Annotated in this window: 10 protein-coding genes; 5 read left to right on the forward strand and 5 right to left on the reverse strand. The window is 51.0% G+C overall.

The features are described 5' to 3' along the window. Positions 1 to 1221 precede the first annotated feature (1221 nt). Entirely contained in the window at positions 1222 to 2271 is a 1050-nt protein-coding gene (locus ACR2R1_RS04385; RefSeq protein ID WP_434112833.1) for a hypothetical protein, read from the forward strand. Positions 2272 to 2714: 443 nt separating this feature from the next. Here ACR2R1_RS04385 and ACR2R1_RS04390 read toward each other — a convergent pair whose 3' ends face one another. Beyond that, complete coding sequence (locus tag ACR2R1_RS04390; protein ID WP_133716164.1) at positions 2715 to 3452, reverse strand: polysaccharide biosynthesis/export family protein; 738 nt, start codon at positions 3450 to 3452, stop codon at positions 2715 to 2717. Positions 3453 to 3551: 99 nt separating this feature from the next. After that, a complete protein-coding gene (locus ACR2R1_RS04395) occupies positions 3552 to 4997 on the reverse strand; it encodes a lipopolysaccharide biosynthesis protein (protein ID WP_434112835.1) in 1446 nt (481 codons plus the stop codon). A gap of 1014 nt (positions 4998 to 6011) precedes the next feature. On the opposite strand from ACR2R1_RS04395, the gene ACR2R1_RS04400 reads away from it, so the two are divergent. The 4 genes from ACR2R1_RS04400 to ACR2R1_RS04415 all read left to right on the forward strand — a co-directional run bounded on the left by ACR2R1_RS04400 (position 6012) and on the right by ACR2R1_RS04415 (position 10627). Then, positions 6012 to 6884 carry a GGDEF domain-containing protein gene (locus tag ACR2R1_RS04400; RefSeq protein WP_434112837.1) on the forward strand — a complete coding sequence of 291 codons (873 nt, stop codon included), beginning with the start codon at positions 6012 to 6014 and terminating at the stop codon, positions 6882 to 6884. Continuing rightward, positions 6881 to 7573 (forward strand): sugar transferase, encoded by a 693-nt coding sequence (locus ACR2R1_RS04405; protein WP_133716166.1) that lies wholly within the window; start codon positions 6881 to 6883, stop codon positions 7571 to 7573. Before ACR2R1_RS04400 ends, ACR2R1_RS04405 begins: the two co-directional genes overlap by 4 nt. A gap of 85 nt (positions 7574 to 7658) precedes the next feature. After that, a complete protein-coding gene (locus ACR2R1_RS04410) occupies positions 7659 to 9161 on the forward strand; it encodes an O-antigen ligase family protein (RefSeq protein WP_434112839.1) in 1503 nt (500 codons plus the stop codon). Positions 9162 to 9238: 77 nt separating this feature from the next. Further along, positions 9239 to 10627 carry a GumC family protein gene (locus tag ACR2R1_RS04415; protein ID WP_434114199.1) on the forward strand — a complete coding sequence of 463 codons (1389 nt, stop codon included), beginning with the start codon at positions 9239 to 9241 and terminating at the stop codon, positions 10625 to 10627. Between the two features lie 338 nt (positions 10628 to 10965). Here ACR2R1_RS04415 and ACR2R1_RS04420 read toward each other — a convergent pair whose 3' ends face one another. The 3 genes from ACR2R1_RS04420 to ACR2R1_RS04430 all read right to left on the reverse strand — a co-directional run bounded on the left by ACR2R1_RS04420 (position 10966) and on the right by ACR2R1_RS04430 (position 14673). After that, positions 10966 to 12123, reverse strand: a complete 1158-nt coding sequence (locus tag ACR2R1_RS04420; RefSeq protein ID WP_133716169.1) for a glycosyltransferase family 2 protein — start codon at positions 12121 to 12123, stop codon at positions 10966 to 10968. Between the two features lie 167 nt (positions 12124 to 12290). After that, entirely contained in the window at positions 12291 to 13460 is a 1170-nt protein-coding gene (locus tag ACR2R1_RS04425; protein ID WP_166642432.1) for a GNAT family N-acetyltransferase, read from the reverse strand. A gap of 115 nt (positions 13461 to 13575) precedes the next feature. Then, positions 13576 to 14673 (reverse strand): glycosyltransferase, encoded by a 1098-nt coding sequence (locus ACR2R1_RS04430; protein WP_168183786.1) that lies wholly within the window; start codon positions 14671 to 14673, stop codon positions 13576 to 13578. Positions 14674 to 14675 lie beyond the last annotated feature (2 nt).

Raw genomic sequence — 14675 nt, forward strand, 5'->3', positions numbered from 1 at the left:
TGATCCAACAACCCGTGAGGCCCGGCGATTTCCGCCCTCGATAAACCCCGCACGGAAGATCAAAAACCTTGGCTAGTCAGCGAGATTACGGTTTCCCTCAGCTTGAATTCCGCACGCGATCGAGGGAATGGCGATTTGCTCCGAGGAATAGCACCCGTCGGACGGAGCAGCGAATGCTGGCCCCCAATGGGACCTCGGGTTTAGATGAAGCGGAAACGGTGCGCTGTCCATCGCCAGACTCTCCGCAAGTCGACTATCCTCCTTGAATGGGCCGGGAACGAGAACGGTCCGGCCGAAACGTTTTTCACTATATCAAACAGTCGTCGGATGAGAAAAGACGAACAATCACGACTTGTGTCGCCTTTCTATGGTGCAAGGGGTATGTGCTTAACCGTCGCTCTCCGGCGACCCCTCGACTTTCCGATCCCTTACATGCGTTTCGGGTGTCATTTCCGCCCCCTCCAGTGACCCCATTTTCGCTGCATACGCCCGGCGCGTCCTCTTCCATCGAACCACACATCTTTTTGGATAGGAGCGATCCTCTGTCGCATATCAGCGTCGATTGATAAGTAATTCTACGTAGTCGGCGACACCCCCAAAAAGCCAATCCCGCGTCAGCTCTAGGTTTGATCGATATTGGCACGGCACATGCTTTCATCGGCTACGCAAGTGACGAGCGACTACCCGACAACAAAAATTGGTTTTACTTCAATCCACTTGCGCTTTTTTGCTTGGAAACTGAAGCGTTAAACATGCTTGCCTTTGTGCCCCTTAGGTAATTGGCGGTCTCGGATATCCGACCCCGTGAGTAGGGCAACACGCTGCTCCCAGAGCAGTTCCCCCGAAAAACATTCGGGCCTACTCAATCAGCCTTGAATAACCCAGTAATGAATGTCACCGACGTTTGCCTTCATCAAACGTGGCTGATGCCTTTTTCATCACTGAGTTATTCGAAGCGGTACTTAAGACACATGGGATTCAGCCATAGCTTAAAAGGGGGGGTGCTCGTACTTTTGGAAAACGAATGGAACTGCTTGAACAGCCGGTAGTTCGACCAACGCTGAACCTGTCAGGAATGATGGAGTTGGTCCCAGGGACGCTAAAGCTCGGTGATTACGGCGGTTTAGATCAGCCGTCGCACTGAAGCTTACATAACCTGGCATGGCCGCGAAGAGCCGCTATGCCTCGAATTTGTAGCGAAAAAATCCCACGGGAGAAACCATGAAATTTGTAAACTCTTACCTTCCTTCAGCCAAATGCGCCGAAAAACGAGTTGCCGACGGTCGCAGCCATAGAATCGTACGCAAAGCCGTCCATGGCCTGTCGATAGCAGCGACCCTGGTCATGGCTCAATCAGCCGGTGCCGCCGACGATTATGTTCGTCCGTTCGGCCCGAACGCGCCCTGGAACCGACCGGTGGACGGGCTGCCGCGCCATCCCCAGTCCGATGCCTTGACCAATCGCCTGTGGCAATATTCGCCGTCGCGGGTCGGCAATTTCAATCTGTCCTTCAGCGGCTATACCTATCCGGTGTACATGGCCGGCACCGCGAAGGGCTCTTACCAGGTCCAGGCGGGGATGGGTAACCTCAACGGTACCAAGATCCCCTGGAGCCCGGACTGGAAGCCCGCGACCGGCTCCGATGGCCAGGTGATCATCCTCGACCCGGACAGCGGACAGGAGTGGGATTTGTGGCAGGTGAACTTTAACGGCTCCCGGATTCGCATCTCGAACGGCAATCTGGTGCCGGGCTCGTACTTGACCAAGGAAGACGGCTTCAAGCCCTCGCGCGGCTGCGGCATTTCCTATCTCGCCATGCTGGTGAGACCTGAGGAAATTGCCCAGGGCAAGATCGAGCACGCGCTGTCGATGCCGAGCCGGAACACCGCGAAGACCTTCGTGGCGCCGGCCACCAAGTCGGACGGTCGGGTTACCCAGAACGGTATGCCCATGGGCACCCGGTTCGCGCTGAACATCACCGATGCCGAGATCGACGAGTGGGTGAACTCCTTGCCGAGCCAATTGTCGGACCAGACCCGCCAGGCGGCGCGGATCATCGCCGTGGCCCTTAGGGATTACGGCTGGTTCATCTCCGACACGGCCGGCGGCGCGCACTTCCAGTTCGAGGACAACGCCACCGCCAAAGCCAAATGGGAGGCGCTGGGCTTGGGAGAGCAATACATCAACTATAAGAACTATCCCACCGATCTGCTCGATGGCTTGCTGACCAAACAGCGTATCTATGCGATAGCTCCTAGCGACCAATACTGATCGAGCTTATCGGTACGGAAACCCTGCGTGCGCGTTTTCTCGAGATAAGACAGTTCGTCCGTTCCCTCTCAAAGTGAGACCGCACGCAGGGTAAATACCGACTGGGCTAGCCCAAGCCGAGCAGTTCTGAACCCACGTCGCCGTATCCGCCTCCCCGCGATTCGATTGCGAGAGGCGATAATCGTCGGTGGGCCCAGCTCTACTCCGAACTCTCCCTCAGCCGGGTTTCGACACTCGGCCACGTCGATCCATCCTCGGGCGGGATTTTTCTCGCCCCGGGATGCATTCATAGATCAACCGAACACCGGAAAAATCCGTTTCGCCAACCTTTCCCTCAGGCTGCTCATGCGTCATGAGGCGCGAGTCGCTCGCGATCTCATAGGCGGAACAGTCCGCCGACGGTCCTAAATCGTTCCAGATACTGCTGGTCCTTTCCTCAAACCTCAAAACAGCGGTATGAAGAGCCCGTTGAGCATCAGTATTTTCCGGATTTGATCCATGAAACCCGCAACCTTCGCCACCCCGCGCTTCGGCACAAAAACGACATCCGTAGGCTGAAGCAGAAAATCCGAATCGCTTAACTCGCCGTCGAGGATATTTTCCACATCGACTTCATGCGTCAACGGTTGGTTGTTGGGTCCTTTTCGGATGACGGTGACATCGTTGATATTTGCAGTCTCCAGGAATCCCCCGGCTTCGTCTATGGCTTGGAGGACCCCGATCTTGTTTCTTACCGTGATGAATCCCGGCTTTGCGATGTCGCCCGCCAAGTAGACCCTTGGCTCGGTAAGCGTCCGGACAAGCACCGTGACGGCGGGATCTTTCAACTCTCCGGAATAGGCGTTCGTCAAGACTTCGTCGAGCTTCGCCGGGTTAATCCCCGCCGCCTGCACGTCGTCGATCAGTTGGAGAGAAATCTTGCCATCCGGCCGCACGATTACCGACTCGTTGAACTCAGGGGTATAAAAGAATTTCACGTCCAGCTGATCTCCGGGCTGAATGATGTAATTAGGCGGAACCTCATACCTGCTCTCCACCTCGGCCAATGCCACGCTGGGATCAAGGACGGGCCGGTTAACCGTACACCCATAGCAGCCCATGATGATGATCAGCGTCATCAGCCGTGCCAGACGACCGGAAATAGCTTTGCGACCTCGCGCAATCGGGTTGACTCCGTTCATAGCATCCTGTCCATTAGATAAATCGTGGTTTACAAAAATACGTGACGTAATTCGGTACCTGGTTTACGAAAGCTCGACATCTAGCATTCTTTCGCTGCCTTAACGCCTGACGGCATCGAGTATCGTATTTGCTCCCTTAATAACGACCTCCTTTTCTAAAAGCCATAGTGTTCCGAAATAAGCGGCGGCTCCCGTTACTCCGGCAACCAACAGTTGCACCACGGGAGGCTGATCGCCGATGCTGTAGACCAGCGGGGTGGTAACAATGGTGAGCGCGGTCCCGCCGACAAACGCCGGCCTGAGTGCGCGCATCAATTCCGACACCGTAACCCCTATCACCCGTACGATTACGAACAAATGAACGATTTTGACTAGGAATGCCGTTGCGATTAGGCTCAATGCCACCCCTACGAGCTGGTATTGAACACCCACGAGAAGTAAAGGAATCAGTATCATGATGTGTAGTATGCCCATTTTTAACAACAGTGCCGGGCGTCCAATTGCCTTATAGATATCACCCGCTGTCGTTCCGATCGAGAAAATAAGAAATGCAACGGGCAGCAACCGGAGAATCGGAATCGCGCCCAACCACTGAGCCCCGAGCAAAACCTTGACTATAGGTTCCGCCGTGATAATGAGACCGAGAGAGATCGGAACAATAAAAACCTGAACGTATTGGGTTACCGAAAGAAATGCTCGTCGCAGCAAGTGGGGCTGGTGCTGTATCGTCGCTAACGCGGGAAACATCGCTCCCGCCAATACCACCCACACATTCATAATCAGTAGATCGACGATACGATAAGTTATCGAATATATCCCGAGCGCCGCATCTCCGAGGGTTCGTCCAATAACGATAAACTCGATATTCGATACAAGTGCGTTAATCAGGTTAAATGCCATGAAGGGTATGCTGAACTTCAAAAGGCGGCCAAGCTGCGGCTTTTTGATGCGCATCCTGAGTTTTTGCCGCAGTGCGATGCGCGCTAGGATGACGCCCGAAAGCGAACTCGATAGCTGTCCGATGATCAGCGACCATGCCCCGAATCCTTTGACGGCAAGAACGATCGTGACAACTGCTTTGATAAGCAATCGCCCGAGATCCGGTATCAGCTTTTTGCGAAACGCCAAATCCCGCTGAAGAAGCGCAATGTGGACCGAACCGAAAGGATCGATGAGGAACGTCAAAGCAAGTATCCGCAACATCGGCTCGACCGCCGGTGCGCGAAAAAAGACGGCAACCGCCGGAGCTATGGCGAAGGTAAAAAGAAAAAAAAGAATTCCGATGACCAGATTCGCGGCGTAAACGGTGTTCGCCGCTTCCTGTACATCGTTTCGCTGCTGTATCAGGGCGCTTCCTAAACCCAAGTCTTGCAGCAGCGAAAAGTATGAAATGATGATTGTCGCTAGACTGACTATCCCGAAGGTTTCGGGTGGCAAGAGCCGGGTAAGTACTGCCATGGTGATCAGTACGACGCCTTTGCTCAGTGCAAAAGACGCGTAGTTCCACGCCACGGCATGTACGGTCTTTCTGCCAGCATGAATCATTGTTCAATCCCTTGTCGCGAATTCGTTCGCAGGCCATTCTTATGACGTCATGTCATAAGTCCCAACTCTGCTTACAGCACTATTAAGGCAGAACCCTACCGGTCTGCCCTCCTTGTTCATCGTGCGATACACAAACCGACTGGCGCTTCGTACTCTAATATAAATCTTGCCGATACGCCAAGAGATGCGATTCCCTATTGCATTGTTGATACACGTCGCCCGTTGCGTGCATCACGCCGAGTTCCTCCTGGCTGTTATCTCGACCGGGGCGAGTGGCGGCTTAACGCCTTTGTTACACTGGCCGTCGTCGCATGTTTCGAAACCGGCTCAGTTGCTATGACTTAGTTGAACCTCTATCGGCCAGTTGGACTGCCGGGGCAGCGGAAAGATTCAAACAAAGTTATTCTTAACAATATCGAGCTTCGAAAAGCCGATTTTTTGTTGATTTTTGTCTATTCTGATTACGCGACTGTTTGATATAGTGAACGCATTCGGCCGGACTTCGCGCAGTCCCGGTCCGTCCCAGGGAGGATAATCGACTTTTGGAGTCTGGCGATGGACAGCACCCCCATTCACGCGAACCCGAGGCACCGCCGTGCAGGCGGATTGTCGCGGCCGCGTTACTCTCCGGCCGGTCTCGTTGCCTGGCCGTTCCTGCATCACGATGTTGAATACCGTCCTCTAGCTCATCTAAATTTGTCGGAGTGCAGCAAAACTTTCGATCTGCATTATGACGGCTTTGAAGCGGTCCCGATCGCTCGAGCTGTCGACGTCGACATTCATTCCGCTGCACCCAAGGTGAATTTAGCGCCTGCGCGCAGCCGGCCGAAGCGCGGAAGTCAAACCCGCCACCTTGGAGCTATCCTGACGGCTTATCGTTCAATTTATCGGAGGTAAAAATACATACAGCGATTGCGCGCAGCACGAGGACTTGATGCAGCGCCCTCTCACTATTCGGAGAATCTTAACGGACAGATAGAGAGAATAAAGTTTGCAGAAAAGGAGTGTTTGCAAATGAAATCTATTTCAAAGGACTTGCTTGGTCTGCTTACGACTGTCTTTATACTTTTCGGCCTAAATACCTTAGATCTGGGAACGGGTTCGATCGCCAGCATCTCCACTCCCACAAAAATTTTAGCCGCCTTGTCGGTGCTCACTATCGTGGCGGGCTGGAAATTCTGGACCAAACATTCCATATACCTGCCTCTCCTATTAGTTATAAGTACAAACCTCGCTTTATCGGCACGCCATAATACCCAATACAATAATTACATCTTCGGTTTTTTAGAAACCATTCTTCTGAGTATATCGGTGTATTTCTCCCATGCCGTCGCCAGGTGGATAGCTTACGTTTCAGAGGAACTGGAAAGCATGCTCTTGAAAGATCTGCATAAACCGATCGCCAAGCTCCCGGACTCCATGAATGAAATCAATACATATCTTTATCAAAGCAGGCGATCCGGAAATCCGCTTAGCGTTATCGTATTAGACGTGAAGGAAAACCTTAACAAATACTCGCTATCCCACTATCGAAAAATGATATTTCATGAGCTTGCCGAACGCTACTTGAAGCGCTATCTGACGGTAAAGTTGATAAACCGGATCGTCGCCGGGTTTCGACGCAGCGACATGATCGTAATGTGTACCGAGCATGACTCCCGGTTGTTAATCATGTGTCCGTCAACAAGTCTCGAAGCATGCAATACCGTGGCTCAACGGATACAAACGAGCGCCAAGAAGGATCTGGACCTTCCCGTATCGGTTGGTGCAGCGTCTTTTCCAAGCGATGGGTTCACACTTGAAGCCTTAATCAAAACCGCCGAGTCAAATATCGTGGATGGCAAGCAGCCCCTGCCTGTCGAAGAAACCGAGGAGCAAGCTGCATGATTACCCCAACGCTAAGAGAGCGATATGGAAATGATCTCGACTGGTTAGGTCGATTCAAGCCAAGACTAAGAATCTCCAATAACCAGGGTTACTTGATAGCCAAGCGGCTATTCGACATGCTATTTGTAATACTTACGAGTCCATTGTGGATACCGCTAATATTAATTATTTCATTGTTCATTAAACTGGAATCTCCACGAGATCCCATTTTCTTCTTACAAGAAAGGACCGGTAAGAACGGCTATCGGTTTTGTATCTTTAAATTCAGAACCATGGTTCCAAATGCTGAAGCGCTCAAATGTGAACTCATGCACTTGAACGAACTACAGTGGCCGGACTTCAAAATCCAGAATGACCCGCGGATAACCCGCGTAGGAAAGATATTGCGGAAAACGAGCCTGGATGAACTCCCGCAAATTTTTAATCTCTTGTTCGGCCAAATGACGTTAGTCGGACCACGGCCGACATCTTTCCGCCCCGAAACCTACCGGCTCTGGCAAACCGAACGCCTGGATGCGATACCGGGAATCACGGGCTTGTGGCAGATTCTGGGTAGAAATAAGACTGAGTTCGACGAACGCTCACAACTCGATATCGCTTACATTCAGCGAGCCTGTCTCCGACTCGACCTGGAAATCCTTCTGCGAACTTTCCAGGTAATACTGACCCGGCGCTCACTCGGTTGTTAGCAAACTGAGCCGGACGGGCTCGCGATGCAAATTGTTCCCTTAAGGGAGAACAGTGCAATTTTCGATCGAACATAAGGAGAAAAGAGTGTCTGCAAAACCATGGACTTGGCTATCCCAACCTGAAGGGATCGGGCGGCGGATCGCCGCACAAAAATGGGATCTTTTGGCCCTAGGCGCGAGTGCGCTGGTGCCGGTTGTATTGATTTCCCAACTGGAAGCTCTTCAATTGGCACTGATGTTCATTGTCGTGTTTGTCGGAATTCCAGCCGCCGTTCTCACTTTTGCACGTACCGACTGGGGTTTGGCGGCATTGACATTCATCATTTATACGAATGCCTCGGATGTCGCCATCGAGCACGGTGCACCATCGCCGACTAAGTTGTATGGCGCCGCGCTGCTCACCGCATTCACGCTTCGCTTCATCGGTGGCGATAGACCCGTTGGAGCCGCCAAACCGGCCCTGCTCGTCCTGATATACATGCTGCTCGTCTTGGCGTCGTTATCCTATTCGGACTACTTTCGGGACGCACAGGAATTCGTCTTCAATAACATCAGGGAAGGAATGATTTGTATTCTCATAATACTAATATCACGAACTGCCGCCTCGTTTAGGCTCTTGATTTGGGCACTAGGATTCGGGGCACTATTCTTAGTATCCATGAATTTTGCCCAATTTGTTACTGGTGCTTATTGGTTCAAGTTCGCTGGATTTGCAAATGCCGAATATGATGAGCTCGCAAAGGAATTGGGCGATTATCGGATATCGGGCCCTTTGACCGACCCCAATTTCTATGCCCTTATCCTTCTACCCATAGTGCCATTATGTATCGAGCGGCTGTTAAACGAACCCATTCGGTTGCTTCGCCCACTAGCGGCAATTACGCTCGCTTTGGTACTCCTGGCCATCAGTCTCACCTACTCTCGCGGCGCACTTGTGGGCATATTCGGAATGCTGTGCCTTGCACTTATGCACATTCGCGTTTCTCCCAAGGTGTTAACATCAGGCCTCGCCGTACTAATCTGCCTGCTCGCCCTTGCTCCGAGTGCTTATGTCACTCGTATAAACGATATGGTCGCCACGTTTTCCGGAGAGAAAGATCCATCCGAAACCAGCGCCGCAGACATTTCGGTCGACGGACGCAAGGCGGAGATGCAAATCGCGTTGCGTATGTTCGCGGATAACCCGTTGTTCGGAGTTGGAGCCGGTAATTATGTTTTCAATTTCCAGCGCTATAGCCAGGACTTACACCTTATGAATCGCGGCGAAAATCGAAACGCACATAGTCTTTATCTTCAGATAGCCGCTGAACGAGGACTTATCGGTTTGGTGAGTTTCGGAACTCTGCTATGGTTTATGGTCAAGAGCCTGAAGCAGGCAAGATACACGTTCGAACAAGCAGGACGCCACGACTATGCAACTTTGGTAACTGCCTTTAGCATAGGAGTTTTCGGTTTTCTTGTGAGCAGCTTATTTCTGCACGACTCTTATCCAAAATATTTTTGGATTCTGATGGGAATTGCCCTTTCTTTACCGCAAGCAGCCGAGTGGGAAATGGCTCACTCTGGTAAGCGTTCGCTCTCTACTTAACTTTTTCAATAACTCACTATAGGGATATAACAGTGATGCTCTCTAATCGTCAAATACGAGATTCTAATTTGGTCGCCATGGTGATCAGGCATAAACGCAAGGCTTTGGTGGCTTTCTTAGTAGCCTTATCGGCTGGAGCAATTACCGCAATTCTTGAAAAACCGGTTTATGAGGCACATGCCGCGTTGTTGTTCAACCTGGGTCGTGAGTACAAATACATACCTGAATTCAGCGGCCCCTATAGTAGCTCTAGGCGTGAATTCAAAATGGAGGAATTGCTCAACACGGAGTCGGAGCTTCTGAATAGCACAGACTTACGGCAAAAAGTAATCACTTCGATAGGCATCAAAACGCTATACCCTGAACTTAAAGACGCCAATCCTCAGGATCAATCCGTAATGGATGCGGCGCTATTGAATTTCGACAAAGCTCTCGCCGTCAAAAGCGTGAAAAATTCGGGCGTCATCCACGTCTATTTTGCCCATCCGGATTCGGTTGTCGCGAAGCGGGTCGTCGACTTGCTCGTTAACAGTTTTATCGATAAGCACGTCCGAATTTACGGAGAGTCCCGCGCTCCGTTTTTCGAGCAAAAACTCGCCGAGTACACCGTAGGCCTGCAAGAAGCCACGCAGAATCTACGCGACTTCAAGCAACAGTACGGGATAATTAACGTCGACGAACAGATACGGTTACTGTTGCAAAGACAGTCGGCCGTAGAGGAAACGCTCCGGCTTTCCAAATCGAGGGCTAATGAACTGTCTCATAAATTGGCCGCTCTGCAAAAGTTGAAAAACAGGGTTCCGCGGAATGATCCGTTGTCCACGGGGGTGGACTTTGCGCAGCAAAGGCTCCTCGAGCTTCAGCTGAAGGAGCAGGAGCTTTTGCGGAGATACAATGAAAACAGCAGAACCGTGAGTGAAGTTCGACAAGACATCGATAACGTGAAGGCATTCATGCGCCAGAACGAAGAGGAAAAAGCGGCGCAGATTCGGCGTCAGCCGAACCAGGCTTACTGGGCGCTGGAACTGGAAACGACCCACCTCGAGCCCGAATTGCTGAGCGTCCAGACAACCATTAAGGATGCCGAGCAGACCCTGAGGCAGGTCAACGATCAACTATCGGTCATCAATATGCATAAGGGAGAATTGCTTAATCTTGAAACGCGGCTAGCGGTAAAGGAAGGCCTCTATCGTGATTATCTGAGCAAACTCGAGGAAACCAAGATTTCCGAAGAACTGGACCTCAAGAAAGTTACCAATGTCCGCGTCTTCCAGGAGCCCACGATATCTCCGAAGCCATTAAACGCGGCAAGACTCTTAAAGGTAATGGTTGGTGCGCTTTTTGGGCTTTTGGCTGCCTTCATCGTGGCCTACCTTGCTGAGTTGAAGCGACGCGGGCTTTACACACCGGAAGGTGTTGAAGAAAAGCTCGGCGTGCCGGTCCTGGCTCGAATCCCGTCCCCATAAAGACCTTCGAACGGAGTGGCCGGCATTTGGGAACAGTGGACACACTCGGCTGGGTAAACCCGCTGTCGTCAGCGGATGGGCGGTCTCGAGGCCGCCCTACCCCGCTCGACGGCTGTGCACCTCCTTTCGATGGACGATCCGTCGGCGCCTGACTTCCCGCGGACTATCGTCGTGCCGTCTCGATGGGCCTCAGGGCATCCGTGCGCCCCACACCCCACAGCCACAACACTGATCGAACGTCCTTGGAAGCTGCGATCCGCTTGCCGGAGTCGTTACCGCTTCATCAGCAGACCGAACTCACCATCGAAAAGGAAAGCGCTCGCAGAACGAATCTGCCCTCACTCCGTACGGCGCGCTTTGTCCCAAAGAACGGTCTGCCTACCTTTCGAATACCTCACCAGACCGCGGAAGGACGCAAAATTTCCGCTCGCGATGTAATACCAAATCCCCAACAGCCCTACCTTCCAACCGAACTTTTCCGAGATCCATCCAATAACGGCCAGGAAACCAAATGCGATTTGGGCCCAAAATAATGCAATCACTATTTCGGGAGTATCCGGTAAAAACATCAATCCCGCGCTGGAAAGAAAGACACCGGCACTGAAGAACGGCAGGAAGAGACGCATGACCTTATGAGATACCAATTCGAAAATTGCGAGCTTGTCGTTCCATGGCCATAATGCCCGAGCATCCAGGAGCATCTGAAAGCGTCCGGCTGTAATGCGCTGCCTTCGCAAAACCTCGTCGCGCGTGGACATCGCCGAACTTTGGAAACACAGCGCCGCCGGATCGTAGATGACTCGAAATCCTTTCCGCAATGTCTGCATGGCGAGGCAGGCATCATCGAGAATCATATTGGTCGGTATAGGCTCGAATATCGATGCGCGAATGGCGAGCATCGCCCCGCTGACACTGACGGTCGACCCGCATTGAGTTTCCTTCGTTTTAATGTAAGCCTCGTAGCCCCAATACGATTTCTCGGAGCCGAAGATCGGCGATCTGTTTTTGTGCAAACGCCTGTTGCCATTAACGCATCCGACCTCTGGATCATTAAAATTCCGAACCAGAAGCTTTAGACTATCGGCACGATAAATGGCACGTGCGTCCGAAAAAATCAGGATTTCACCCTTGGCTAGAGCGGCGGCCCGATTCATCGCGGCAGCCTTCCCTTCCCGCACAGGGGAGTGAACAATAGTGATATCCGGTTTATCGGTATATTTACTGATTATTGATGACGTTCTATCCGTCGACCCATCATTAACCACTATCACCTCGAGCAGATGCGCCGGGTAATTCAATGACAGACTGTTCTCAATTTTCCTGCCTATAATATCCTCTTCATTGTAAGCGCAAACAATCAAGCTGACTGTCGGGTGAATCGGCGCTGCGTCGATTCGACGTTGTCTTACCGAGGCAAGCGCTGTAATTAAGATGGGGTATCCGATATAGACGTAACAAATTAAGCCTAGACATAACCAAAAAATTGATAACATCATAATCCCTTGATGTCTTTGTCTAACGGCATTGATGACAGTGTCGAAAGGTTCATGAATGGCCTAAATCATCGAACTATCGGCCACTCTAAACAACCTTGCTAATACGACACATGAAGTTTCACTTGCTACGTATTTACTCAACGAATTGCGACTCCTTTGCCTATTAGTCAAGCACGAGCAAATCGCCCGGGTATGATATTCAAATTCCTCAACTTCGGCTTCAACACCAACCATACCGGGCGAATTTCAAGAAGTGCTTTTTGATATACGTAAGCAATCCATCCTCGCACGGTCGGCCTACATAGATAGTAGTGAAATACGTTGTAAAATTGTGGCTTCCATCCACTATGCCATGATGCATCCGTAATCAAATTATTAAAACTAATTCCACCCTTATTCTCATAATAATTCATAAGATATTCGCGAAGCAGATGACCTGGACTACAGAATGAATAGTTTTCATCATAACCGATCTTTACGGTATAAAGGGTACTATCCGTAATAAGACTGAACTCCACAGATATAGGCTTTTTATCATGCCACATAATATGAATTTCGCATCCGCCTGATCGGGAGTAGTGTTCCATTATCAGCCTATAAAAGGACTCGAGCTTTTTGTCTAGTTTTATGGCTGTACCAGATCCTTTTCTCCCTTTCCAACCAGAGGCTTCAACATCTAAAAAAGCCTCGTAAGCCATGCCGAGTTCCGGATGCTTTGATGCAGACGTGTAGGTTATGTTTCCTAAATCTTCGGCACGCTTTTTTGCTCGTCTCATATTATTTCTGAAAGTTTTCGAAAACCCTTGAAACATTAGATTATAAGGACGCATAACTAAATAGTCGCATTGCCCACAGGATCTTCGAACATTCCAGATATTAGACTGTTCAGCTAGTGCAGTGACTGCGGCTGATTCTTCAAGGACACGCGGGAGATAAATATAGTCCCAGGAAAGGCCTGGCACTTCTTTCAGATGTTTTAAAACGAGAGGCACGTAAGTTTTTACGCGTTCAGGTTTAGCAACCACAAAATCATTGAGGCACATGTGCGGATGGCTCGGGAGTTGCAGCACCCTCATCTTCAGCCCGAATATTCGTTGCGATGATATCTTCAGTGGGAAAATGGCTTCCGGATTGTCGCTTACATATACCACCGTGAATAACACCGTATCGGGCTGGTCTTCCAGAGCATTTAGATAACAACGGTACCAGTCCGCGAGGTGAAAAAATCGCTTGCCATCCATGACCTTCGTTATGAACTCCCACTCCGTTGCGATTTCCTCGAGACCGGATATCCCTCGGAATGTTTTGATAGTTACCTTTTCCGAAATACTGCGCATTATGCAATCCCTTGCCCTTGTTCTTACGGTTAGCCGTTCCATTGGTTAATGGTGCAAAACCCGTGATATTTCGATCGTTTCGTAGTCACCGGTTTAACTCGAAATATCTCAGTGCCTATAGAGGTAAACCAGATTGATAAATTTCCAAGGTCTTCCCGTACATCTGCCTAGTACCGGACTTCTGCTTGACAGCGTGAAAAGCGGCTTCGCCTAAACCGTTTGCCTCGACCGGATAATCCATGAGCCAACAGATTCCTCTCGCCAGTGCATCCACATCCGCTGGCGGAACAAGAAACGCGGTTTTTCCGTGGTCGAATAGCTCGGCTAGCCCTCCCACTCCGCTCAAAAGCAAGGGGAGACGATGATTGCATGCCTCCAGGACCGCATACGGCAGACCTTCGGAAAGAGAAGGCAAACAAAACACGTCACTGCCGCTTAAGAGGACGGAGACATCGTTGCGAAAGCCTGCAAAGTGGACAATCTGTTCGAGATCCGCCTTCCTTACCAGTTCTTCATATTCGCTGCGCAGATAGCCGTCTCCCACGACCAGGCACCGTAGCCGAGGCCTGGACTTCGCCAGGCGTGCCAATGCCTCGAACAAGAACCTGTGACCTTTTACGGATTCGAGCCGGCCGACTACCGTGACTACGAACACGTCGGAACTCCATCCTAGCTCCTTGAAGAATGGAGCAGCCCGCCCGGCCGATGTTTCCTCGGTATATTCTATGGCGTTGTGGATTAGCGAAATTCGTGTCGATGGAATGCCTAGTTCGGCGAGATATTGGTGTACCGATTCCGATACGGCGATAAAGTGAAAACCGAGCCGATAGCTCAACTGCAAAACCAGCTCGTATAGCCGCCCTTTCAGAGTGTTGGCGTATTCCAGCCCATACGCACTGTGAACAGTGCAAATACTTCTTGCACCTGCCCATGTTGCGGCCAATCCCCCCCAAAACTGGGATTGCGGATTATGAGTATCCACTACCTTATATCCGCCTTTTCGAATTAGGCGATACAAATAGAGCAATATTCTCGGATCGCCCCGTGAAAACGGCACGGGGAACGAGACTAAATCAGCGGCTTCCAGGCGATGATGCAATGCCGAGCCCTTCAAAGTCGCGACGGCGTAAGGACGTTCGCCGTGAAGCATTCGCGCTAAGGCGGTAACGCGTACATCCACGCCTCCGTAGTATTTCGCTAAATCGACAATCAAAA

This window comes from Methylocaldum sp. GT1TLB (assembly GCF_051027445.1).
Taxonomy (GTDB): Bacteria; Pseudomonadota; Gammaproteobacteria; order Methylococcales; family Methylococcaceae; genus Methylocaldum.

Coding starts and splice junctions, on each gene's coding strand:
- ACR2R1_RS04385 (WP_434112833.1), top strand. CDS start 1,222: ATGAAATTTGTAAACTCTTACCTTCCTTCAGCCAAATGCGCCGAAAAA.
- ACR2R1_RS04390 (WP_133716164.1), bottom strand. CDS start 3,452: ATGAACGGAGTCAACCCGATTGCGCGAGGTCGCAAAGCTATTTCCGGT.
- ACR2R1_RS04395 (WP_434112835.1), bottom strand. CDS start 4,997: ATGATTCATGCTGGCAGAAAGACCGTACATGCCGTGGCGTGGAACTAC.
- ACR2R1_RS04400 (WP_434112837.1), top strand. CDS start 6,012: ATGAAATCTATTTCAAAGGACTTGCTTGGTCTGCTTACGACTGTCTTT.
- ACR2R1_RS04405 (WP_133716166.1), top strand. CDS start 6,881: ATGATTACCCCAACGCTAAGAGAGCGATATGGAAATGATCTCGACTGG.
- ACR2R1_RS04415 (WP_434114199.1), top strand. CDS start 9,239: ATGGTGATCAGGCATAAACGCAAGGCTTTGGTGGCTTTCTTAGTAGCC.
- ACR2R1_RS04420 (WP_133716169.1), bottom strand. CDS start 12,123: ATGATGTTATCAATTTTTTGGTTATGTCTAGGCTTAATTTGTTACGTC.
- ACR2R1_RS04425 (WP_166642432.1), bottom strand. CDS start 13,460: ATGCGCAGTATTTCGGAAAAGGTAACTATCAAAACATTCCGAGGGATA.